Origin of the sequence: Bacillus silvicola, assembly GCF_050524305.1 — a bacterium.
In the GTDB taxonomy this organism is placed as follows: Bacteria; Bacillota; Bacilli; order Bacillales; family Bacillaceae_G; genus Bacillus_A; species Bacillus_A cereus_AT.
Window position 1 is genome coordinate 1 of record NZ_JBNGVC010000004.1, and the last position, 24161, is coordinate 24161.

Here is a 24161-nt window from a genome sequence, read left to right on the forward strand (position 1 = left end):
ATGACAGTGTCCTTTGCGAGAATGGCTGTCGATGGCACCTAGCTGGTGAAGCGTACGATGATAAGCATGAGATGTGTATTGGAATTCTTGATTTGAGTGGATGATGGTTCCATACACATCTCTATTTTTTTGTTGCTAAATCAAGTGTTTCTAGAACAAGTTGTAAATCATTTTGACCTGGTCAAGAAAAACTGGAACACAAATTAGATTATGCAATCGATGTTGAATACTGATAAGGAGCCATTCCATTTAATGTTGAATGAGGGCGAACGGAATGATAATGCATATAAATAAATTCAGTTATTAATTGGTTAACTTGAGTAGTCAATCATTCCTGTCATTCGTTTTTTGACGTATAGGGCATGAACAGTTTCTATACCTTTTGATCTGGTCCATGTTTACACCAGAACCCATCCGTTTTCGCACTATATTGGCGGTTCTTTTTTTCATTTGGTATAATGAATCTACAATAGATTATCTATGGGAGAAGAACCTATGAATCATAAACGAATTGATTTACGTGTGGATTTTGCATTTAAAGCGGTATTTGGAACACCTGGTAGTGAAAGGATTTTAGTCGCTTTCTTACATGCGCTCCTTCGTTTTCCTGAAAACCAACAAATTCAGACGCTGCAATTAGTCGATACGCATCTCAATCCCGTATATAAACAGGATAAAAAATCGATTTTAGACGTGCGAGCAAAATTGGAAGATGGTAGTAATATTAACGTAGAAATCCAGTTGCAAGATAAAGAAGATATGGATGCCAGAACCCTATTCTATTGGAGTAAAATGTATACAGAACCGTTACAATCTGGAGATGATTATTCAGAACTTTGCCGTACCATTACGATTAATCTTATCAATTATTCCTTGTTTCATGAAACGATGCAACACCATTCTGTTTTTCGATTATATGAAGAAACTGAAAAATTCTTATTGACAGATCTCATGGAAATTCATTTTGTTGAGCTACCGAAGTTTTTAACAAAATGGGACCGTTCATCCAAGCGAAGACCAGTTGGTTGGTTATTGTTAATCGAAGCGGCAGAACAGGAAAATATTGCACCTGTATTGGAGGCGATTGCGATGAAAGAAGATCCAATTTTACATCAGGAAATGGAAACATGAGATCGTGTCAGTCAAGATCATGAGCTAAGAAGAGAATATGAAGCAAGAAGAAAAGCATTAATGGATGAAAAAGCGGCACTTCGAAGAGCAGAAAATAAAGGCCGAGAAGAAGGAAAAGAAGAAGGAAAAATGCAATTAATCCGTGGTATGCATAAAAATGGAATGGAAATAGAGGATATTGCGAAATTCACAAATATAGAAGTGGCAGAGATACGAAGAATTCTTCAAGAATTATGATTTTCATTCTATCAAACGTCTCGATTTCACCAAGGTGTTTTTAGTACCTTATGATAATAACTGAATATTGTTTTTTATATTGTGTTTTGGTTACACATCTGTTAATCTGACAGTAAAGGAACAAGTCTCATGATATTTACAAAAAAGGCCTGCGGAAACAGGCCATTTTGTAAATCTTCTTGTCCTAAAAAATATATAAGTTGTCTTTCTTACTTTAACAATCATTACTCTACAAAGCCTTGTGAACACTGTGATTAGGGATTTCGTACTGTTAACAGCAACAACAAAAGTTATATAGATGTTCCTTTTAGAAATCACATATGTCATATCGTCATACATTTTTGGAGAGAGATGCCCATCTTTGTGAAACTTTTGATTTTCTCAATATCAAAAAGGTAGAATTTGTATGTAAATCCTGTTACGATAAAAACACTCTCCGTGTTAGTATTTATTCTTCTATACAAAAACGACCTGTACCAGACAACAGGTCGTTTTTGTATGATAGGCAGGACATGGCAGCTAACTTTACGCTAGTTCTCTGTTGCGTAGACATTGTTTTCGTGTTTATGTAAGAATGAATTGTGCTCGCATGCCCCTTCTTTTTGTATACAATCAGCAAAAAAGAGAAAAAACATACGAATTCTCCCGAGGAGTATCCATATGCCTTCTCTTACTGCTATATTTCATATTAATCTCCCTGTATCTTTTCGCTATACAATCGCCAATTCCTCTTTTTTGACATTACGATTTTCTTTATAAACGTTTTTATTTGAAGGGCTCTATTCTTTCTATGTGTGTGAGTAAATGATTGTTTTTAGCCTACTTCACAGAAAAACGAACGCTCAGATTACCTTCTAACACACATTTAATCTTCTTAACTATCAATATGATTCACCCATCCGAAAATCTCATGATGCTTCTCCTGGCGTTTATGAAGAGGTTTCGAGTAAAACAAACACAAACAACAAGATTTTTATCAGTCTTTTTCTCAATAAAGCTGTTCCGCAAAAGTAGTCCCTACATTATTCTTACGCTTCATATGTTTCTCTAAGTAAATCTTAGTTGTTTGAATATCTTCATGACCAAGCGTCTGCATTAAGTGATATAAATCTGCATTTCCTTGTTCTACTGCCATAATTGCAAAAGCATGACGGAATGTATGCGCCGTTACTGGATTCTCACGATACTGCAGAAAATCTAAATTTGTCTTTTTTATCATATCTGTTACCTGATTTGATAACGTTTTTGAATTATAAAAGTTTCCTCTTTGATTTACAAATAAAGGACTTTCATCTCCTCGATCCAATATAGTTTGGAACCCTCTTCTTCGTCTCATTTCACAAATACACTGATACAAATATTCCGAAATGAAAAGTTCACGCACTTTATCCCCTTTGCCTGTGACTTTTAACCAGTATTTTCCTTCGTAGTGTATATCTTTGACTTTTACTGTGCATAATTCTTGAATTCTTGCACCGGTACTTGCCAGAGCTAGTAAAATTGTATAGTTTACTAAATGACCTCTTTCTTTATAAAACCCTAAGATTTTCATCACTTCATCATAGGATAGGTCCCGATTTGGCCGATCCTGTTCATTTACATTTGCGCGCTGGAGTTCTTCATGAAGAGGTTTTTCAATATAAGCAAATACATGAAGGTGTTTTAAAAACGAACGAATGAGCACTGTTTTCTTTGCAAGTGTTGCCACTGCATATGTATCCCTATTCCTACCTTTCTGTACCTGTTTCAACCAGGAATTATATTTACGAATATGCCAAGGTTGCAATGTCTTCAATAAAGAAGCACTTTGCTGTACCTCTTCCCCATTCAATTCGAATTCTTCTGCATGCTGCACCATACATTGACAAAATGACAAGATTTCAGACACATAGCTCTTTTTTGTATCTTCTTTTTTATTCTTCTTTTCATCCATATCTTTTTGTAAATGTACGAAATGATAAATTACTTCTAGGTCACTTAGATACGTATATTTACTCTTTCCCTCTTTTTCAGCTATCTCCATTTTATCTTCCACTTTATCTACATAACGATTGTTATGCAGAAATGGAAAGATATCTCTTATATTCTCTAAATATTTATCTATGTATTCACTTTTATTTTTAATAATCGGTAAGTTTTCTTTTTTATTTTTATTATCCATACTTTAAATTCACCTCTCCTATTAAAGATTATGAATATAATTATCTTTATTAACTGTATTTATCATTTTATTTCACTTCTATCAATTATACAAATTATAATTCATATTCTTTCTATAAGAATCCCACATTCTTCTGTATTAAACTATACTTATATTTTTTTATAATTTATTTGCATATCAATGTATTTTTAAATTATATATAATATAGTTTTATTTTATTTTTCCAATAGAATGTAATTGTATAATACTGTTACTTATAAATTGAATGTCACATGATTTTTATTTCTGTTAAGAATATAATTTATATTTTATTTGTATCTATTCTATTTCTGTATTTGTAGGGATTTGTTATAATACATGTATGATTTACGAGTATCATAGATTATAAGGAGGTATATACATATGTCACAGGATGTATGGTTTCTTACGAAACCAACTGTCACAACAAAAGAAGCTGCGGAAATGTTAGAAGTTACCGTACAGACCGTTTTGAAAAAGGAAAAAGAAGGTTTAATTGCGTGTGTATATAAAGATAATTGGAAGCAATTCGGTAGTAAAATCTTTTACTTGGAAGATATCCAATCCTTAATGATCGAAGACCAAGTAGATGGATTTACAACAAAGGAAGCCGCTGATTTATTAAACGTCGCTCCTTCCACTATCTTTACTTATATTAAATCTGGAAAGCTACCAGCGACACAGGTCGAAAAGCGAGGGAAGCAAGTCTATGTAATTGGGGAAGAAGATCTCGAAGCTTTTCAAAAGCAGTATGATAGCAAAGCCAATCGAAAGGAACGCAAAAGATTCCGCATGAAAATCCAGGATACAGAAATCTTTCTCTTTCAATTGTTGACACATCAGGAAACATCGAAACAAGCACGTGTCATTGAAATCAACGGAACGGATGGGAGAGTCATGACGGAAGAAGAAGCCGTATTCTCTTTATCAGCCTATAAGGAGAAGGGATATCGCGTACCTACGTATCCGAAAACCCCCGTGATAACCAAGCGTGGTATTCTCTCGTTTTCCTTCCGGAAACCACAACTCTTTCATGCGATGCCATATCGATTAATCAATCTGTTTTATGAAAAAATTGGCGTGGCAAATATGCGGGTATCCCTTCAACAAGACACAATACACTTGGAGGTAAAACCATGTTTATTGCGGGTTAATCCTGCGGAATGGCAAGAAGAGATACAGTATTTGTATACCCATATGACATCGGGATCCCTTGTTCCACATACAAAAGGCGTCTTTTTAAAAAGTAATATGGAATCCCTTTCGTTTCATGCAGATCATGCCTTTAAACAACAAGTCATCGCCATGGCAAAAGCTGAAGAAATGGGGCAAGAGGAATTTTTATATCATGCGGTGCGATCTTATATAGAATCGCGGTAGCATAACGGAACGAAACTTCATTTGCTATACCGTGGCGCAAGAATCTAGTACTTGTACCTGGTAAAACACAAAACAAGATTTTGTCACATGTGACCGCATGTCAATTGATCTTCTGCCAGGACAAACCCGGCTCCTTCTGGCATCGCTATTTTACCTATAGAGTCTTAGCGATGCCGCGCGGCTTTGTCAAGGGAATGGTCTTGATAAGTGTTTAGAAATTATAGGGTGGTTTATTCCTAACAGAAGAGATGTGGATGCAAAATCTCTCTATCTTGGAAGGAGAAGATGTCGATCTAGCAATTCTGAATGGCTGATATCCTATGTTTCTTCTATGGTTAAAATAATGAGGAGATACGTGCAAAACCTTAGATTACATGAATGTCTTTAAAAGATCTGTCACTAAGGGAATCACGCCACCAATAAATTTTAATACTACGATTGCAATTTCCATTCCATACACCACAATTCTTTTCGTAATACTCAGTATTTAAATTATAGGCGAGATACAGAACTTCAACAACTTCTTTTGATATAGAATAATCTGTGCTAGTATCAATATACCTTCGTTTTTGTTCAATATTTTTTCATACATTCTATCTTGCCCAGCATACCTCATATGCTAGGCTTTTTTTGTTGATATGAACTATTTTTATAAGGTGGGGACTTCTGGTGTATATGAGAGAGAACAAAAGCCACATTAGAAAACAGTCAAGTGGATTACCTTGACTGTTTTCGCACCTATTTTTAATCAAACTTTTGTTTAATTATGTTGTCGAACGCATTCCATTCTCTCAGGCGTATGTAAGAAAAATGGTTCAGTTGCAAAGTTTCTTCGCATTAAACTAGACGAGGAATTTGTGATTAACTATTATGCAACTATAAATATTTTTTGATTCAAGGTACAATGAATTACAACAATTACTAGTATCCGCATACTATTTAGTCATACATTCATACCTCTGTTTATCTCTTGAGAAATTTTGCAACTGAACCTATCCTTCCATTATCCTTGTAAGAAGCGGAGTATGTCTTCTACGCTAATTTTCGTGAATTTGGCAATATCTTCTACGGATACTCCATTCTTGTGCATACCACGAATTAATTGTATTTTTCCTTGTTCTAATCCTTGTTCTATCCCTTGTTGAATTCCTTCTTCTCGTCCTTTGTTTTCTGCTCTTCGAAGTGCCGCTTTTTCATCCATTAATGCTTTTCGTCTTGCTTCATATTCCTTTCTTAGCTCAGGATCTTGACTTACACGATCCCATGTTTCCATTGCCTTGTGTAAAATTGGATCTTCTTTCATCGCAATCGCCTCCAATACAGATGTAATATGTTCCTGTTCTGCCGCTTCGATTAACAATAACCAACGAACCAACTGGTCTTCACTTGGATGAACATCCCCATTTTGCCATTTTGTTAAAAACTTCGGTAACTCAACAAAATGAATTTCCATGAGATCCGTCAATAAAAATCTTTCGGTTGCCTCATATAACCGAAAAACAGAATGATGTTGTCCGGTTTCATGAAACAACGAATAATTGATGAGATTAATCGTAATGGTACGGCAAAGTTCTGCATAATCATCTCCAGCTTGTAAAGGCTCTGTATACATTTTACTCCAATAGAATAAGGTTCTGGCATCCATATCTTCTTTATCTTGTAACTGTATTTCCACGTTAATATTGCTGCCATCTTCCAATTTTGCTCGCACGTCTAAAATCGATTTTTTATCCTGTGGATATGCAGGATTAAGATGCGTATCGACTAATTGCAGCGTCTGAATTTGTTGGTTTTCAGGAAAACGAAGGAGCGCATTTAAGAAAGCAGCTAAAATCATTTCACTGCCAGGTGCTCCAAACACCGCTTTAAATGCAAAATCTACACGTAAATCAATTCTTTTGTGATTCATAGGTTCTTCTCCCAAAGGTAATCTATTTTAGGTTCATTATACCAAATGAAAAAAGAACCGCCAATATAGCGTGAAAACTGACGTGTATGGAATCAATCAATTGAAGGGTTCTCGTGCAAAGGTTACTGTCATCATGTGCAAGGTATCGATAAGTAAAGGACGTGTTTCACGATGACAAAACGAGTAGATTTTAAATGCTTCCGTTGTAAGGTTTTTTAAACTAATAACTTTGATGTATGTTTCATTTACTTTCTAGGAAGAATTCCATTGTATCAGTTGTTTTCGAATGCACTCATTTTTAGATGAATAGCATCCATATGTGCAAATTTTCAAAATTATTTGTGAAAATCCTGAAGTTTTTGCACCAAAACCTTTTTAAAGGATAATCGAACTCAATATAGAAGTACAAACATTATGAAATACTGGTTTTACCACTATCTATATATATTAAAAGCCTAATCCTAATTAAGGGGGGACGTGAAACGTATGAAAAAACATCAAGTTATTTGTACACTTACCGCTCCTAACGGAAATCGTGATGTAATAGGTCCTATTGAAATCTTTGCAACCTCAGAAAATATTATTAGACAACGCTTAGTCAAAGAACTCCAACGAAGAATGGGTAACCTTTATCAGTGGGAAATAGAAGTGCAACAAATAGAAAATGAGCAACTCGTGGCATTACAATTACAATGTCTTGACAGGTGATACAAAAAGAAATGATATTACTATTTATGTACAAATGAAAGATCCTGGTTTTATACAACCCAAGCTGTTGTGAAAGATTGGGATAGTCTCACAATCCAACAACCTTCATGACATTTTCAATTATGTTCATCTTATGAATGTACATGGGAACGGTTTGCAAAATCGTAATGATGGAAGAGTTAAGCTCTACTTAGTAAATAATTATGTCATATCATATGTGAAAACTGCATAGACTCAAATGACACCAAGGTCTATAAAATCAAAAAAAGTCATCTTCAGCTGGTGAAGATGACTTTTTTGTATCATTTGAAAAATATTTCAAACAAAACAATGACTTGAGGCATCTCTCTATCTTCAGGAAGATGCTTTTTTGGGCTGTTCTTATTTAAGTTTAACAACGTGGAAGATGTAAGAATTGTATAATTGCATTCAGAATTTGATCTAATATTGGTGTAGTCATGAAATTGGTCCCCTCCATTACTTTTTCATTATTCATATTATCCCTAAATTAGTATATTAAATCAATGTTATATCGACCTATTAAATATTTATCAACAAAAGACAGATTTATTAGAGAGAACGTAATGTATCGGGAGGTTCTATATAACGACGAACAATCGTATACATATGTAGGTATCAAAAAATGAATAAAAGGGGTTGTATGATGGGAAGAACTACATTCATTCAGATTTTGAAAAAGGCTTATTTTGAAATCTACAAAACAAAGGAAAAAGACATGATTCAGCATGCATTCCGATCACCAGAAAAAAATATGTGAAAAAAATGAAAATCTTGCTACTTCTATGATATCACATGTTAGAAATCCTTCTGTATATCTAGATCGCCCATCGGCTTCTTCTTTGCCTAAAATTGTCATTTTAGGCGGGGGACTGGCCGGTTTGACTTGTGCATATCGATTAAAACAAGCTGGGTATGGGGCAACCATATATGAAGCGAGCGAAAGAGTAGGGGGGAGATGCCACACACACCGAGGATACTTCGCAGATGATCAAATTGTGGAACGTGGTGGAGAATTTATTGATCCAGGACAACTCAGTATCCAGCAATTAGCAACTGAACTCGGACTACAATTAGATAATCTAACTGCGGCTGAATTACCGGGAACAGAGCCGTTCTATTATTTTAATGGCGCTCCTTATTCATTTGCTGAACTGTTGGCAGATTTCCAACAAGTTTTTCATCAAATACAAACGGATGCAGCATTAGCGGGTTTCCCTACCCTATACAATCATTATACGCAAAGAGGGTTTGAACTCGATCATATGTCTATCATTGATTATATTCAGGCCTATGTGCCAGGGGGAATGTCATCTAGATTTGGTAAATTTCTAGATGTGTCGTTTAATAGTTTTTTAAGTTCGGAATCAAGCGATACCAGTGCTTTATATTTAGTTTATGCACTTTCTTTCGGGCTTATTGAACTCGGGGAGGAGTTACACGTACATGGAGGAAATGATCAAATTCCTAAGAGATTACAAGAACGACTAGCCGATCAAATTGTGACTGAAACACGCTTAATTGCAATAAAAGAAAAAGAAAATGGGCGTTATACACTCACATTCCAAAAGAAAAAAGACATATTTGATATAGAGGCGGATCAAGTTGTTATCGCCATTCCTTTTACCATTTTACGTTCATCTGTAGAGTATAATCAGGCAGGTCTACAACCATTAAAAGTAACCGCTATACAAGAAATGGGGATGGGCACAGCCACAAAACTACATGTACAATTCCGAAATCGTTACTGGAATACACTTGGCAGTAATGGAGCCACATGGTCGGATACAGGTTATGTAAGTACAATTGAAGCGAGCCGAGCACAACCCGGAATAAGTGGAATTTTAGAGAATTTCACAGGGGGAAACATTGGAGCGGGTATGAATATTGGTACACCAAAAGAGCGGGCACGGCAATTTTTAAGACAAATAGAACCCGTATTACCGGGCGGGACAAATCAGTGGAATGAAAAGGTGACACGAGACTATTGGTTGGGGAATCCATTTAGTTTAGGCTCTTATTCCTATTGGAGAGTAGGACAAATGACAAAATTTGCAGGAATAGAAGGTCAACCAGAAGGAAGCAATGGTAATTTACACTTTGCCGGGGAACATACGGCAGACTTTAATGGTCAAGGGTGGAGCCATACAAACCGGAGAACGTGCGGTCCATGAGATTTTAGGGAGTTTAAAAAGGGATTATGTAGAGGAAATCGTGGAGGAAGTCATGGAGTAAATAAAACTTTGCAACAGAACCGAATATGGAAATCAAACAGTTTCATACAATACTGTTTTTTTATATTGTCTACTTGACAGAGATAAAAATAGAGGGAAAATTCTGCCCGAAAACAAGTAAAACGCATTCTGTCATTCAGCTCACTGCATAAACACGCATTCAGTTAAGAATGTATCCTTTCATTTTTTATTTAGGTTCGTCTTTGCACAAAAACTTTCATAAAATAATCTCAGTGTACACGACGACAGAATGATTTACACCAGAAAAAAAAAGCACTGTTTGAGTGAAATCTTTACCTGCTAATTAGATGTATACAGTTTACTCCAATAATACAGGGAACGTTTTACTATCTCTTGTGTATTTCGTAACTGGATTTCCATGTTCACCTTGGTTTCATCTTGAAGTGTAGCTAATATATCTAGTATGGATAATTTATCTTCTTCATATTCTTTATGCAAATGTGGGTCTTCAATTTTTAGAGACACAATTGGTGTAGATAAGGATTCATGCAAGATTGCATTTAAAAAAGAAATCAGTAATTCCTCTTGTCCTTGTACACCAAATAATTGCTTGAAAGCAAAATCGACTCGTAAATTGACTAAAGGTTGATTCATAGAGTGAGTCACCTTTCTTTGTGAGTATTCTATCTCTATTGTAACGGATACGAAAGGGAGGAAGCAACCCTTGATAATTGTTTGTTGGTGTTTATTAGTTATTAAGGTTTTGTTGCAAAGTTTGAAAAAAATAGAGAGAGGGTTATAAAGTGGAGATCGGGTTTAAGCAACGGCTACTAATTTTTGTAGTTCATTGTACGCCGAAAAGACGGAGTCTAATTCAAGACTTCGTCTCTGTTTATATATAGCCTGAATCGTTTCAATCCCTTTTATAGTACGAGAAGCATGACGGATACTTTGAAATCCAGAAGGTTTGGCAAAGCGTCGTTTTACATGCCGATGATCTTGTTCAATAAGATTATTACGATGTTTGATGGTACAGTGTTTGGTATGTGTATAATAATCGTCTTTCTTTAATTTTTTGAATGCACAAAGCAAAGCCGGGGCCTTGTCTGTCGTAAGAACCGATGGTTCTCCAAAAGCTTTGAAGAGTCGCTTCATAAACATATAAGCCGCTTGATGATCATGTGTTCTACGAAGTTGAATATCCAAAGTATGTCCATCTCCATCAATTGCACGATAAAGATAGCGTCACTCCCCTTTCACTTTGATGTAAGTCTCATCTAAATGCCAAACAGGGTGTGCCGTTTTGTTTTTCTTTTTCCAGATTTGATAAATCAAATTGCCATATTCATGAACCCAACGTATGATGGTTGTAGGATGAACCGATATGCCACGTTCTTTCAAGATTTCAGATACATCACGATAACTTAAAGCAAAACGACTGTAGTAGCCGACGGCTACTAAAATTATGTCTCTCTTGAATTGTTTTCCTTTAAAATATCCCATATGTTATGCTCCCCATCTCATTTTTTCTACAGTCTAGCTCAGCTTCAAAAACTTTGCAACAGAACCCTTCATTGTATCTATCTTTACGAATAGAATCACTAAAATGTCTCTGAATCGAGTAGGACAGACTAATTTAGAGACATTTCTTTGTATAGAACCAATCCTTAATGTACCTTTTGGAGGGGATGGGCAAGAAACCCCATTATGTTATTTAAGTACTTTTGTTGTCTAAGTCGCATACCGTTAGATATGCTTTTTTCTTTTTTTAACTGTTCAATTGCTATAGGATAAGCTGGATTCTTATCGACTGTTATAACACGAGGATTTGAAAAATGAAAAGACCGCAAAGCTTTCTTGAAAAGGCGCTTTGCAGCCTTATGATTTCTTGTTTTGCTTAGGAAAAAATCGATTATTTTTCCTTTTGAATCAACAGCAAGATGCAGGTATATCCATTGACCTTTTACTTTAATATATGTTTCATCGACGCTCCAAGAGTCATTTGTTTGTTTGAGGTAATGTCGGATCGGTTTGTCAAATTCCGGACCATACTGATGAACCCAACGCATAATCGTTGTATGAGAAATGGATAAACATCGTTCCTTCATCATTTCTACCAAATCACGAAAGCTTAAATTGTAACGTAGGTACCAACGTACAGTTAACAAAATAATATCAGGTTGATAGTGCTTCCACTTAAAATCTGTTTGATTACCTTTTTACACTAGAACTCATTTTTGCACTAAAATCTTATTTTCAATTGAAATTTTTGACTTCTGAGGAAATCGCTTTCATTTATTCTACTTTTACAGTATAATTCCCTGTTCCATCATTGTATTTATATACAACTAAATAATATTTCCCTGGTTGTGCAAAATATTTTCCAAATAATTCATTGCCTTCATTTTTTGTTGCATACGCAACATAATTGTTAAGGTCTGACTCGTGATGCAACACCCAGTTCATTCCAAGGTTTTGTTCATTCGTAACGGTAATTTGTAAATCCTTTGGTTCTTTTACATCAATTACAAATCGATCAACTTGATCTTGATCACTTAGGCTACCTCTCAATAAGGTATTCAGGGATAGTGGATTAGCTGTATCAAATGAATTATTCGGTTCTTTTTCTACAGCCATACCTTCTTCCGTATTCACTCCGCTGAATACAACATCATATTCAAATTGTCCAGCATTATTAACACGGTAATTTACAAAATAAGCAGTCAATGTTTTGTATCCACTCCACTCTTTTTCTGAGAGATGTTTCAACATATCATTCGTTGTTTGATTCATCACTTTCCAGTCCTCAATTTCTCCTTTTGCTGCACTTCCTGTATACGTTCCCTGTAATGTGAATGTATTAAAGAATTGTGATTTATTCTTTGTTAACTTCACATTTTTTAACTTTGCTTCATTGGTGATATCTGACGCAACATCTGAAAGCGGTTTCGGATCATGCTGTGCTAAATACTCATCTGATACTTGTGGAATTGTGTACTTATCACGATTATCAATAAGCATTTGCATATAAGATTGATATTCTTCATTTAATTTATTATCTTTGCTTAATGTAGAACGGTACGCGTCGTAATTTGCAACATCATTTGCACGAATTAAATCATGCACTTTATCGAACATTTCAGGACGGTTATTGTACATATAAGATTGTAATGCAAACGAATAGTTATAGAAATCCCACGTTCCATATTTTGCATTTAAGGTTTGTGCTGCTGTGTAACGTTTTGCAGGATCATAAGATAATCCACCAATTATACTTTTCCGTGGTACTACACTATCTAATCGCGTTGAACCTGCAAAGAACTCTGCATTCCCTTCTTCAAACCATGTTAAACGTTCATTTTGATACATTTCCCCTTGGCCCCATAATCCCGGAACCTCATATCTTCCCTGTAAATAGTGTGTAAATTCATGGCGGAACAATTCTTCCAAACTATAAATACTTTGCTCTGGTGTACGTTCATATGTAAAGAATGTTCCGCTTCCTTCAATGTAAATTCCACCATTATTCGTTTCATAACCATATAATTGACGGTTAAATTGATATTCGTCGGGGCTATTATAGATGACCATCGTTGCTACATCATCCGCATGTCCACTTTCAAGTGGTTTATCACTACCTACTGTACGATAAAATTGAGAGCGTACTTCTTTTGCTGCCCAGTATAAACGTTTAATTTTCTCTTCGCTAACTTTATCCCCAGCTTTAAAGACAATTGCTCCATCATCAAACGTATATGTTTTCGGTAAATATTTCTTTTTACCATCTTCTCGAATTTGATCTAAATTTATTGTTTTTCCGTTCGTATCTACTCCTCCGTAATTTGTAGTAATCTGTTCTGCCGCAACAAAATATTGCTCCCCTAAATATGGATAAATTCGCATTGCATCTGTAAAAACTTGCTGTCCTTTTGTTGGTGTACTATGAAGCTTACCTAGTCGGCCAGCATAGTAAATTCCGTTATTAATTAACCATCCATTTTCATCTGTTACAGTACCAATTAGCGCGAACCTATTAATTTCATTAATAAAACTATCGATGTTTCGATACCACATCGTATCTTTTGCTTCTTTTCCCGTGCTATACATATACGTCTGAATGTCATAATCAATTCCTTTGATCAATTCATGTACAGCATTTCCTTTTGTATAATCTTCAATGAAAGTTGCAAGATTATCGTTGTATTGTTTGAAAACTTCACCTGCATATTGAATAACTTCAACATCAGCTGATGCATTTCCAATCAGCATTCCATAGGATGAAATAACTTTGTTTTGTTCTGGTGTACCGAGTTTAAAATTCGGGTTCTTTGCAATTGTCTTTAAAGCCGGTAAACATTTATCATGATAGCTACGCTCATTTAGTTTGCTTAATTCATCATGGTAAAAACCTAAATAAAATGCCGCACGTAGAGTTTCTACTAACGTTTCAATCCCTTTTGAATCATCTTTTGTATAAGCTTGTCCCTGTTCTGCTAACTTATCAATAATTACTTGCATGCGGTTATCATCTTGATAGAACTTGAGACTATCACTATTAAACTGAAATAATTCCGGAATTTGATACCATTTAATTGTCACAAGGAGATCCGTTAATTGTTTGTTGCTTAATTGATTTAATTCGGTCATCGAATATTTTTTCTCTTCAGCTAACTGTTTTACATTCTCACTTGGCGCTGGTGGACTCTGCGATAAATCCGCTAACTTCAATCGTTTTGTAAAAGATGCATCTTCTTGTACTTTCGAAGAGTGCGCCAACTCATCAACAGATTTCTGTATTCCTACCGGCTCCCTTTGTAATATGTTCTTCACATTTTTCTCTTTTGTTTCTGCTTGAATTTGTAACCCATTACATGACACAGTGACAAGCCCAGCGCCAAGAATTAATTTGCGAAATTTAGAGTGTATAGACATAATATGCCCCCTTCTAATAATTTAATAATCCCTAATTATCAAACTATAAACCAATCTCTATTTTTCTATGTTTATCTACGATGGTTAAAATGTGCCCACTTCTTTTACAAAAAAAGAAAAAGGAATTAGAGAATAGAATGATTCAAGATCTTTTACATCTGTTGTTTCATGGTATATGACAAAGCACCATGGGTGTTTTTGCCCAAATCCCCGAAAAGGGGGAATTAGCTAAATTTATACACTATGTCAAAAAATACACTTTATGACATACTTAAAAATCTAGAATTTTTCATTTCAAAAATACAACATATGCTTAATTGAAATATTTCAATTAAAATGTATATGTTTTGACATGTTTATCTTAAAAAGAAATTAAAATCCTTTATTTATAAGGGTTTTGTTACTAATTTTATTGTTATTCCCCCGTTTCGGGGGGATGGGCAAAGATATCCCCTTTTTAAATTAAAGTCACATTTTGCCGTTGCTTGTCGAAATCTATTAAAACATTACATTATTCAGAAGTAAATACACAGAAATAAATCACTATATCAAACTTAAAGGATATTAAAAATATACACATCTATGTCACACTATATCAAAAACATATAGTAATTTGTTTATATTAAGAAAGATTTAGATCAAGTTGATTGATCCTACTAATAAAAATTTTAGTGATATAACGAAATGTTCTTGTAAATTTAAACTCCCTTTATTTACCTATGCGAAATTGCATATCGTTGCATTGTTATGTTTAAATTCTATTTGCGGATTTCTTTACTAAGAAACCCTCCGAGAATGAACAGGAAAATATATTGATTATACTGACTCTTGGACACAATCAAAAATACATACAATCTATATCATGCAAGTAACACCGAAAGAAATTTAGTTACTACTTACTCTGGCATATCCACGTATCAAAATTCCACCTCACTTTTGGAATAAGTGAAGTGACCCCAATAAATTAGACAGGTTATTTAATTAGGCAGCGTTTTGGACGTGGGTCCGGTATTGTATCAGACTCATGCCTTTTAATTTCGCCTTAATTCTCTTAAGATTATAGTAGGATATATATTTTGCTAGTTCTTGCTCAAAATGTTCCATATTCTTAAAATCTTTTCGATATAAAAATTCAGATTTCATAATACCAAAGAAATTTTCGATAACTGCGTTATCGTAACAGTTCCCTTTCCGGGACATACTTTGTGTAATACCACGTTTATGAAGAGAATCACGGTATTTTTTCATTTGATAGTGCCAACCTTGATCGGAATGAATAAGGAGTGCCTCCTCATCTGTTAAGCGTTCAAAGGCTTGGTCTAACATATTAGAAACAAGGGCGTAGGTTGGCCTTGAACCAATTGTATACGTGATAATTTCACCATTAAACAAGTCCAATATTGGCGATACATATAATTTCTCTCCAAATAATTTAAACTCCGTAATATCCGTTACCCATTTTTCGTTTGGCTTTTCTGCTTTGAAATTGCGATCTAAAATATTAGGGGCAATCTTTCCAACAGTTCCTTTATAAGAGCGATATTTCTTCATACGGATCAAACACTTTAATCCTAACTCTTTCATAATGCGTTGTACCTTTTTGTGATTTATCTTATGTCCACGGTTAGTAAGTTCATCACGAATACGACGATAACCATAACGTCCTTCATGTTCATCATAAATAGCTTGAATTAGTACTTTCAAATCTGAGTCTGGATCCGGACGTTTGGCATTTTTCAGCCAATAATAATATGTGCTACGTGTGGAATGTTGGCAAGCAATAAAAGTGATTGTACCGGAAATTGATGCCTTAATTCATAAACTACTTGCGCTTTGTCTTTTTTTGTGACTTCTGTTTGTTTTGAACTAAGGCATTCAACTTTTTTAAATACGCATTCTCCATACGTAACCTTTCTAACTCCTCTTGGAGTTCTTCAATGGAGCCTTCGACTGGTGATTGTTTTTTCACTATTTTGTAATTTTTATTATTCATAGACGGATGCCTCTTTTCTTTAAGTTGTAGGGCATCCAATCCTTCTGTTTCATAAGCTACTTTCCATTTTCGAACCGTTTCATAAGATGGAATATTAAAAATTGCCGCTGTTTCCCTGATAGACGTCCTATTTTCAATCATATAGTTAAGTACGTCTAGTTTAAATTGCGTAGAGTAAGATGTATAGCGTTTTTCAAAAGCTTTTTCACCGAAATATTCATATCGGCTAATCCAGTGATAAAATACACGCTGATCTATACCTATAGATTTAGCAATACTTGTCCCACCTTCTGGGCCTTCTAAATATCGTCTTACTGCTTGTATTTTTTCTTTTGAAGAAAATTTAGCCATAAAAAACTGCACCTCCAATTGTTAGTCGTGTCTAACGATTGGGGTGCAGTTCACAGTTGCGACGGCGAGAAGAGGGCTTTTTTCGTTTTTCATTTCCCTATATAGGGTGGAGCTGGAAACACCAATCATATCCTTGATTTCTTTAACTGTAAATTTTTTAGATTGATATAATTCGATAGCTTGCTGAATTTTTTTTCATCGTTTTTGGGAGTTTAATTTCATTCGTAAATTTTTAATTGAAGGTTTACAAATATTTTTTTATGAAGATTACGCATGTTTGTAAAAGTGTATCTTCACGAATAAGAAAGAACTCTTCATAATTAAATTAAGGGTTTTGAAGATATGTGATATAATGATAAAAACTCTAAGGCATATAAAAGGATGTTATCTATGAACAAAGGTGATGCAATTTTAAGATTGTTGATGGAGATTAAGTTTGAGCTAAAAGAAGTAAAAGAACAGATGGAAAAAATGGAACAAAAAAATAGGAAAAAGCAAATTACTAGCCAAAAGAAACAAAAAACTTCTGATACGAAAGATAAACGAGATTGGAAATATCCCGCTAAACTGAAATAAAGAAAAATTGAAAAATAAACCGACATCGCTATATAATGAAAAAAGAGACTATTACGAATCTATACATCAGGATAGTAAAAGAAGGTGCGGTAAAAATGATTTTCTTATATCGATTTGATTTAAAAGATAACGGAATAGATTTTGTTTTAAATGAGAAAATAGCTGCGGGTATGCTTCCATACTATGAAGAAATGTTGAAACCATTAGTGGCATCTTTAACTAAAAATTTAAATTTTTATCGAGCGTTTAGTAAACATCCTACCATTTTAACGGGTAAAATATTAGATAATAATGAACTGGAACTCATGTTAAGTGAAGGACTAGGACAATATATAGATGTATATACGAAGAATCAAATTATTTTTAAAAATGGAAAGTTAATCGCAGATATTTTAATAAAAGTAATGGATCACTATACATTGCATCACTAACGATCCTTCCAGATGCATTTATTTTGAATAATCAGACAATAAAAGGTGGACACCTCTTATGAAGGAGATGTCTACCTTTTATTGTTTTAAAAAATTTCGTACTTCTGAAATATCCATATTCGTAAACTTCGCAATATCTTCTATATCCATGCCATTTTTATGCATGCCTCGGATTAACTGTTTTCTTTCGACTAGTTTACCTTCTTGAATGCCTACTTCTTTTCCTTTTTCTATTCCTTCTTCCATACCAACTTCACGGGCATGTGCCAATTTTGCTTGTTCATCAAATAATACTTTTTCCCGTGCTTCATATGCTAAACGGAAGGAACTACTCTGACTCATATTTTCCCATTTGTGGATCGCTTTTTGTAACATAGGGTCTTGTTTCATGGCGATATCCTCCAACGTGTGAGTTAAATGTTCATCTTCATGCGCTGGTAGCAAGAGTAACCAACGAGCAAATTCATTTTCCCACGGATTAATTTTTTCTTCTCTCCATTGCTGAAGCAATTTTGGAATCTCAATAAAATGGATTTCCAAATCATCGAGTAAGACTTGTTTCTGCTGTTTACTCCAAAACTGTCCAATTGTATGCATATCTTCATGATCAGGAAAGAGATAAAAATCTAATAAGTTAATTGCAATCGTTTTTCGGAGCGACCGATAAGACATTCCTTTTTCAAGCTGAGACGTATAGAGTTTACTCCAATAGTAAAGAGAACGCTTTACTATCTCTTGTGTATTTCTTAGTTGGATTTCGATGTTGACTTTTGTTCCGTCATTAAGTGTTGCAAGTATATCTATATAAGTTGAATTAAAAGATTACAATCGAATGCATAATCGATCGATCACTTTTTCAGGTGTGCGATTTAATTCCTGAATAAAAGCCTGTACATTTTTTTGAATTTCATAAATCGATGAATAAAAAACATTATGAATGATGTCTGATTTGAGCCATTTCCATACCCCTTCAATTAAATTTAAATCGGGACTGTAGGGAGGTAAAAACACTAATTCTAAGCGATGACAGTGTTTCCTTAAAAGTGGTTGGATGAGCTTCGCATGATGAATACGCGCATTATCTAGAATAAGAGCTATTTTCCCGTTGGGATACAGTTCAAGTACATGCTGAAGAAAACGAAGAAATGCTTCGGCATCATACCGCTCCTCTTCTACACAAACTAACTCACCGGTTTCATAATTAAGTGTACCAATAAGTTTAACACCTTGGTGTTTCCCATAAGTAGGAATACTGCGTTGTTTTCCTTTTAAAAACCATGTATGCTGCAGTGCTTGGTAATCGCGGATCATGGACTCATCTTGAAACAGAAGATGGTCAATCTCCTCGTTTAAAAGTTTTTTTTTATAGGCGGGGAAGGTAACTTCCCTAAACTCTTGTTGTTTCACCGGGTCTGCTTTCGCTAATGTATACGTCGGTTTTGTGTAACTAAGCCCTAAATCATGTAAAAGTCGAGACACCCCGCGAAGTGTGTAACTTACGTTCCATTCTCTTTTAATGAAAGAAGCGATAATGGATAAAGTCCAATTATGTTTAGCTGGAAATCCAACATCCACGGGTAGATGAGATGCACTCACTTGAACTAACTCCTGTTCTTGTTCAGGGGCTAATTTACGTGGTGCTCCTGTTGATTGTCCCATGAGTAAGCCATGCAATCCTTTTTCTTTGTAAGCATTCACATAATTATAGATTGTTTTTTCAGAACGACCAATCATGTTCATTATTTCTTTTATAGAAAAGCCTTGTACATAGAAATAGATCGTTTGATAACGTTCATACATTCGTTTCGTTTTAGTCGTTTTCATTGCTACAAGTAGGCTTTCTTTTTCGTTTTGGTGTACATGTGTCATTTTGCTCCGCTCCATTTGTCAATATATGTTACTTATTATATTTCGACAAACAGTAGCTGTAACCTTTTAATTCAACTTATATAGTATGGATAATTTATCTTCTTCATATTCTTTATGCAAATGTGGATCTTCAATTTTTAGCGACACAATCGGTTTAGATAAAGACTCATGCAAAATTGCGTTTAAAAAAGAAATCAATAATTCCTCTTGGCCTTGTACACCAAATAATTGCTTAAAAGCAAAATCGACGCGTAAATTGACTAAAGGTTGATTCATGGATAGAGTCACCTTTTTGTTTCGTATTCTATATGTCTATTGTATCGGAGAAGGAAGAGAAGAAGCAACCCTTGAAAAGTTTAGTTTGGGAATTGTTTATTATTATATGATTTGATACGTGAAATTATATGTATTATCACCTAAATATGCATATATCCCTACATAATACGCATGTCTTTTCTTGATTACGTTAAACGCTTTTATTAGCTGATATGTAGCGTTTAACGTTTTTTACATAGAAATGCATTCTCTTGGTCGTCTTCTTTCGTTAAAAATCAATCTGAGTGGTCGTTTTTCAAATTCTTCACAAAAAAATAGGCGTTTTATCTGTTTTTTAGAAAATAATGCATACATAGTGATCCATCTGGATTAGAGATGAATCGTCAAATAAGAGGAATAATCATATACTGCTCGATGTTTCAACTCTTCATACGTGTATAACTTTTGCTTAGCAAATAATTTCGGATGTTTCTTTCTATAGTATCCGAACAATTCTTCTCCATTTTTCCGTATACGATACCGACGCGTTTGTCTGATTGTACCTGGTATTTCTTCAGGAGCAAACTGTTTGAGTATTTGTAATGCTTGTGAAGATGGGATTTCTTCCCCTGTTACATAGAAGTGAATAAAGATGAGTTCTTTTATTGTTATATAATTGCAATGTGAATTCCCGTCCATAGAAGAATCCCCTCCTCGGTCATTATTTTTATCCGTACATGACTAGGCAAATAAACGAATCTATCTGTTTATCCTATAAGTATCTTCAGCGTTTGTTTCACTTTTTCATCGTCCACTCGATAAAATACTTCTAATCCTTTTCGCTCATATGCTACAACTGGTTCTGTTGCAAAGTTTGGCGAAGAAAAACGATGCTATTACAAATATCAAAAGTATGATTTTTCATACATAGATCTGAGAGAATGCGAGAACAGAATCAAATATGTTCGACAACATCATTAAACAAACGTTTGATTAAAAATGATCCTCTCCTAATTCTTAAACGAAATCGTTCACATTGAAAATCAAAGATCTTGGCATATAGGAGCTAAGTGACCATTGGATTTACTTATACAAATCCCTAACATGTTCATAGAAGTATGTTTAGCAAATGTCATGTGCATACTCAAGGGTATATACCAATAAATTCAATCTATTTTTAATTCCAAACCATTCTCACACATTTTGTTTCTGGTTCTGTTGCAAATTCACCTGAAATAGAAATCATCTGGTATATTGTGGTTAGATTTTATACCATTGTCAATCATTCCTGTCATTCGTTTTTTGACGTATATGGCAGGAACAGTTTCTATACCTTTTGATGTGGTCCATGTTTACACCAGAACCCATCCGTTTTCATACTATATTGGCGGTTCTGTTTTCGTTTGGTATAATGAATCTAAAATAGATTATCTATATGGGAGAAGAACCTATGAATCATAAACGAATTGATTTACGTGTGGATTTTGCATTTAAAGCGGTATTTGGAACACCTGGTAGTGAAAGGATTTTAGTCGCTTTCTTAGAGCCTGTTTATAGTCTTATAAATATGTTAGGATGTATGCAAAAACAGGAGATGAGTGTATGTCTTATCCAAGTGATATCAGCCGTGAAAAATTCGAGATCATTCGTGAGGAACTAGAAACGTTTAGCAAACGCACAAGTCCGCGAAAGTATGACCTTTATGATGTGTTCAATGCACTACTCTATGTTCTGAGTACAGGCTGCCAGTGGCGTGCTTTACCAAAAGATTATCCCAAATGGCAAAATGTTTACCGCTACTATGCAAAATGGAGTAAATCCAATGCCGAAGGTAGTAGTCTATTAGAGACCTTATTAAAAAAATTGTTGGGCAAATAAGGGAAGCAGTGAATCGCCCCAAAAGCTCTAGCTTTAATATTGTCGATGCCCAAAGTGTTAAGAATGCAGATACGGCTGAACAAAAAGGCTATGATGGTGATAAGAAAGTTTCTGGTATTAAACGACATATCAGTGTAGATATTCTTGGATTTCCCCATGCAATCCATGTTACCACTGCCAATGTCACAGATCGAAAAGGCGCACTCGAAATGTACGAGCAATATCCTGAATTGAAAGAAACCATAGAAGCCATCCTCACGGATGGTGGGTACACAGGAGAAAAGTTTCAAAAAGAAATTCAAAAGCTATTGAATGCTGAAGTACAAGTTGCCAAGCGGTCCGAATTGCATCAATTTCAAGTGATCCCTAAAAGATGGATCGTAGAGCGCTCATTTGCTTGGTTAGAAAAATACAGACGATTGTTCAAAAATGTAGAGAGAAAACTAGAAACAAGTAAACAAATGGTTGTCCTAGGATTTCTCGCTATTTTAATAAAAAGATAAGACTATAAACAGGCTCTTAAGGGGATCCCCTTGATTTTAAGATTCATTGCACAAATTTTATAGTTTTTGCACCAGAACCCTTTCGCAATATCCACCACCTTAAAATAATTAGAATATCCAGAAAATAATATGGTTATAGTTTATTTGGAGGTAAATGAAAAAGCATAATCCTTACTTAAAGAACTATAAGGTCTATGGTTTTATTTAGTATAGTTAACATGTATATCTCGGCTGTATCCCTACTTCTCGGCCACTTAATTTTCTGAATTATCTTTATCAACAAAAAATATTTTTTTATTAATCAGAAAATTACCTTTTCATGCTAATATTAGTGGTGCAGCTCTGTTGCAAATATTTGGATTACACAATTATCTATATAAAGGGGGAATGTGAAATGGAAAAGGAATATATTCATGAAGAAATGTTAGAACTTGAAGATCTTGAATTAGATGAAGAGGATTTACTAATTCGTGCAGGCAAGACATTAGGTTAAGTTTAAAATAAGGAGGTTACATATGCAGTTTAACTGTATATGTAACTTTTTTTAAGGTAGGGTATACAGTATGAAAGAAAATAAGATTATTTTATTATATGAAAGATTTATTGAATTAGACTATGAAGAAGAGTTAGATAAAGTACCAAAATTAAAAAACAGAGGGGTACTTTTGAATTTTTGGAAAAAGTGGTATGAAATTAGTGAAAAACAATTCGAATTTATAATTTGGAAGTCCATTAATACTGTAGATACTTTAGATGATTTAGTCAAAATAACTGGGACTTTAAGTTTGGCTTTAAGATTATTAAAAGTATTAAAAGAAAGAAATTTAGTTGAAATTGTAGAAAATAAAATAAGATTTTCACAAGATTTAACAAGCAGTATTTTATATGAACCAGCCTCTCTTCCTAATACAGGATATGGGAATAAAATAAACAAAAAAAAATATGCTCAATTTAAAGCTACTTGGGATAGTTCGTTGAGGAGAGCTGAAATAATAAATCAAGAGTTATCATCTAATAAAAATATCTTTTTTTGCGGAGACGATGATTATACAAGTTTGGCCCTTGAACAATATAAAAACAGAGAAATAAGTGTAGGAGATATTGACAAAGAATTAATTGAATATTTAGGAAATGAAAATAAGGATATTAATTTTTATAATTTTGATGTTAGAAATGAAGTTATAGAAGATTTAAGGAATAATTATGATGCAATACATTGTGACCCTATAGATGATGGTAGAGGGTTAGATTTGTGGTTAAATAGAGCTAATGAATTATTAAAAGGTCAAAAGGGTGATTTAATTTTTTTAAATGTAAGTGTTAAAAGATTAGGGAATAGAGCGGTTTATTTGCAGAATTTCTTGACCTCTTTAGGCTTTTATTTAAAAGAAATTATTCACGATTTAAGTTCTTATAAAGTGGCTGAAGAGCCTTACATTGATGAAGAATTCATAAAAAAGGACTTGGATAGCATTGGTTTTTCCAAAGGCACATTCCAAAATTTATATATTCAAACAGATATGTTGGTTTTTGTACGATTAATAGATAAACCAACCCTATTTCCGCAAGAATATTATGAGATTAGAAGAAAAATATAAAATAACTGCGAGGTAATA

13 protein-coding genes and 8 pseudogenes are annotated in these 24161 nt (G+C 34.2%); 9 read left to right on the plus strand and 12 right to left on the minus strand.

Annotated elements, in window-relative coordinates; genetic code table 11:
• Positions 1–495 precede the first annotated feature (495 nt).
• Positions 496–1368, plus strand: a pseudogene (locus tag ACP6L7_RS09875) (Rpn family recombination-promoting nuclease/putative transposase).
• Positions 1369–2356: 988 nt separating this feature from the next.
• Here ACP6L7_RS09875 and ACP6L7_RS09880 read toward each other — a convergent pair.
• Positions 2357–3529, minus strand: a complete 1173-nt coding sequence (locus ACP6L7_RS09880; RefSeq protein WP_430529138.1) for a tyrosine-type recombinase/integrase — start codon at positions 3527–3529, stop codon at positions 2357–2359.
• Between the two features lie 402 nt (positions 3530–3931).
• On the opposite strand from ACP6L7_RS09880, the gene ACP6L7_RS09885 reads away from it, so the two are divergent.
• Positions 3932–4927, plus strand: a complete 996-nt coding sequence (locus tag ACP6L7_RS09885) for a helix-turn-helix domain-containing protein (RefSeq protein ID WP_430529139.1) — start codon at positions 3932–3934, stop codon at positions 4925–4927.
• A gap of 1003 nt (positions 4928–5930) precedes the next feature.
• On the opposite strand, the gene ACP6L7_RS09890 is transcribed toward ACP6L7_RS09885, so the two are convergent.
• On the minus strand, positions 5931–6836 hold the full coding sequence (locus ACP6L7_RS09890) for an Rpn family recombination-promoting nuclease/putative transposase (RefSeq protein WP_430529140.1): 906 nt from the start codon (positions 6834–6836) through the stop codon (positions 5931–5933).
• A 486-nt stretch (positions 6837–7322) separates the two neighbouring features.
• Between ACP6L7_RS09890 and ACP6L7_RS09895 the strand changes: the two genes are divergently transcribed.
• On the plus strand, positions 7323–7544 hold the full coding sequence (locus ACP6L7_RS09895) for a hypothetical protein (RefSeq protein ID WP_430529141.1): 222 nt from the start codon (positions 7323–7325) through the stop codon (positions 7542–7544).
• 803 nt (positions 7545–8347) lie between these two features.
• Entirely contained in the window at positions 8348–9736 is a 1389-nt protein-coding gene (locus ACP6L7_RS09900; RefSeq protein WP_430529203.1) for a flavin monoamine oxidase family protein, read from the plus strand.
• 366 nt (positions 9737–10102) lie between these two features.
• Here the strand turns inward: ACP6L7_RS09900 and ACP6L7_RS09905 are convergent.
• The 5 genes and pseudogenes from ACP6L7_RS09905 to ACP6L7_RS09925 form a co-directional block, all read right to left on the minus strand.
• A pseudogene (locus ACP6L7_RS09905) lies at positions 10103–10411 on the minus strand (Rpn family recombination-promoting nuclease/putative transposase); the annotation flags it as partial.
• Positions 10412–10573: 162 nt separating this feature from the next.
• Positions 10574–11260: pseudogene (locus tag ACP6L7_RS09910) on the minus strand (IS6 family transposase).
• A gap of 164 nt (positions 11261–11424) precedes the next feature.
• A pseudogene (locus tag ACP6L7_RS09915) lies at positions 11425–11958 on the minus strand (IS6 family transposase); the annotation flags it as partial.
• A 94-nt stretch (positions 11959–12052) separates the two neighbouring features.
• Positions 12053–14689 (minus strand): collagenase ColA, encoded by a 2637-nt coding sequence (gene colA, locus ACP6L7_RS09920; protein ID WP_430529142.1) that lies wholly within the window; start codon positions 14687–14689, stop codon positions 12053–12055.
• A 981-nt stretch (positions 14690–15670) separates the two neighbouring features.
• Positions 15671–17033, minus strand: a pseudogene (locus tag ACP6L7_RS09925) (IS3 family transposase).
• A 390-nt stretch (positions 17034–17423) separates the two neighbouring features.
• Here ACP6L7_RS09925 and ACP6L7_RS09930 point away from each other — a divergent pair.
• Both ACP6L7_RS09930 and ACP6L7_RS09935 read left to right on the plus strand, forming a co-directional pair.
• A complete protein-coding gene (locus ACP6L7_RS09930; RefSeq protein ID WP_430529143.1) occupies positions 17424–17609 on the plus strand; it encodes a hypothetical protein in 186 nt (61 codons plus the stop codon).
• A gap of 95 nt (positions 17610–17704) precedes the next feature.
• A complete protein-coding gene (locus tag ACP6L7_RS09935) occupies positions 17705–18040 on the plus strand; it encodes a hypothetical protein (RefSeq protein WP_430529144.1) in 336 nt (111 codons plus the stop codon).
• Positions 18041–18118: 78 nt separating this feature from the next.
• Here ACP6L7_RS09935 and ACP6L7_RS09940 read toward each other — a convergent pair.
• From ACP6L7_RS09940 to ACP6L7_RS09960, 5 genes and pseudogenes are all read right to left on the minus strand, one after another.
• Positions 18119–18844: pseudogene (locus tag ACP6L7_RS09940) on the minus strand (Rpn family recombination-promoting nuclease/putative transposase); the annotation flags it as partial.
• 18 nt (positions 18845–18862) lie between these two features.
• Positions 18863–19909 (minus strand): IS630 family transposase, encoded by a 1047-nt coding sequence (locus ACP6L7_RS09945; RefSeq protein ID WP_430529145.1) that lies wholly within the window; start codon positions 19907–19909, stop codon positions 18863–18865.
• Positions 19910–19990: 81 nt separating this feature from the next.
• Positions 19991–20185 (minus strand): annotated as a pseudogene (locus ACP6L7_RS09950) (PD-(D/E)XK nuclease family transposase); the annotation flags it as partial.
• A 369-nt stretch (positions 20186–20554) separates the two neighbouring features.
• On the minus strand, positions 20555–20863 hold the full coding sequence (locus tag ACP6L7_RS09955; RefSeq protein ID WP_430529146.1) for a hypothetical protein: 309 nt from the start codon (positions 20861–20863) through the stop codon (positions 20555–20557).
• 68 nt (positions 20864–20931) lie between these two features.
• A pseudogene (locus ACP6L7_RS09960) lies at positions 20932–21021 on the minus strand (ArsR/SmtB family transcription factor); the annotation flags it as partial.
• A gap of 593 nt (positions 21022–21614) precedes the next feature.
• On the opposite strand from ACP6L7_RS09960, the gene ACP6L7_RS09965 reads away from it, so the two are divergent.
• The 3 genes from ACP6L7_RS09965 to ACP6L7_RS09975 all read left to right on the plus strand — a co-directional run bounded on the left by ACP6L7_RS09965 (position 21615) and on the right by ACP6L7_RS09975 (position 24143).
• Positions 21615–21824, plus strand: coding sequence for a hypothetical protein (locus ACP6L7_RS09965; RefSeq protein WP_430529147.1), 210 nt, complete (start codon positions 21615–21617; stop codon positions 21822–21824).
• Positions 21767–22545 (plus strand): IS5 family transposase gene (locus ACP6L7_RS09970; protein WP_430529148.1). Its coding sequence is split into 2 segments (ribosomal slippage): positions 21767–22028 and positions 22028–22545, totalling 780 coding nucleotides; the frame shifts between segments, so codons are not numbered across the junction. Before ACP6L7_RS09965 ends, ACP6L7_RS09970 begins: the two co-directional genes overlap by 58 nt.
• A gap of 563 nt (positions 22546–23108) precedes the next feature.
• Positions 23109–24143: a bis-aminopropyl spermidine synthase family protein gene (locus ACP6L7_RS09975; protein ID WP_430529149.1), complete on the plus strand. Its 1035-nt coding sequence runs from the start codon at positions 23109–23111 to the stop codon at positions 24141–24143.
• Positions 24144–24161: the final 18 nt, after the last annotated feature.

Coding starts and splice junctions, on each gene's coding strand:
- ACP6L7_RS09880 (WP_430529138.1), bottom strand. CDS start 3,529: ATGGATAATAAAAATAAAAAAGAAAACTTACCGATTATTAAAAATAAA.
- ACP6L7_RS09885 (WP_430529139.1), top strand. CDS start 3,932: ATGTCACAGGATGTATGGTTTCTTACGAAACCAACTGTCACAACAAAA.
- ACP6L7_RS09975 (WP_430529149.1), top strand. CDS start 23,109: ATGAAAGAAAATAAGATTATTTTATTATATGAAAGATTTATTGAATTA.
- ACP6L7_RS09890 (WP_430529140.1), bottom strand. CDS start 6,836: ATGAATCACAAAAGAATTGATTTACGTGTAGATTTTGCATTTAAAGCG.
- ACP6L7_RS09955 (WP_430529146.1), bottom strand. CDS start 20,863: ATGGACGGGAATTCACATTGCAATTATATAACAATAAAAGAACTCATC.
- ACP6L7_RS09895 (WP_430529141.1), top strand. CDS start 7,323: ATGAAAAAACATCAAGTTATTTGTACACTTACCGCTCCTAACGGAAAT.
- ACP6L7_RS09965 (WP_430529147.1), top strand. CDS start 21,615: ATGAATCATAAACGAATTGATTTACGTGTGGATTTTGCATTTAAAGCG.
- colA (WP_430529142.1), bottom strand. CDS start 14,689: ATGTCTATACACTCTAAATTTCGCAAATTAATTCTTGGCGCTGGGCTT.
- ACP6L7_RS09930 (WP_430529143.1), top strand. CDS start 17,424: ATGAACAAAGGTGATGCAATTTTAAGATTGTTGATGGAGATTAAGTTT.
- ACP6L7_RS09945 (WP_430529145.1), bottom strand. CDS start 19,909: ATGACACATGTACACCAAAACGAAAAAGAAAGCCTACTTGTAGCAATG.
- ACP6L7_RS09935 (WP_430529144.1), top strand. CDS start 17,705: ATGATTTTCTTATATCGATTTGATTTAAAAGATAACGGAATAGATTTT.
- ACP6L7_RS09900 (WP_430529203.1), top strand. CDS start 8,348: ATGATATCACATGTTAGAAATCCTTCTGTATATCTAGATCGCCCATCG.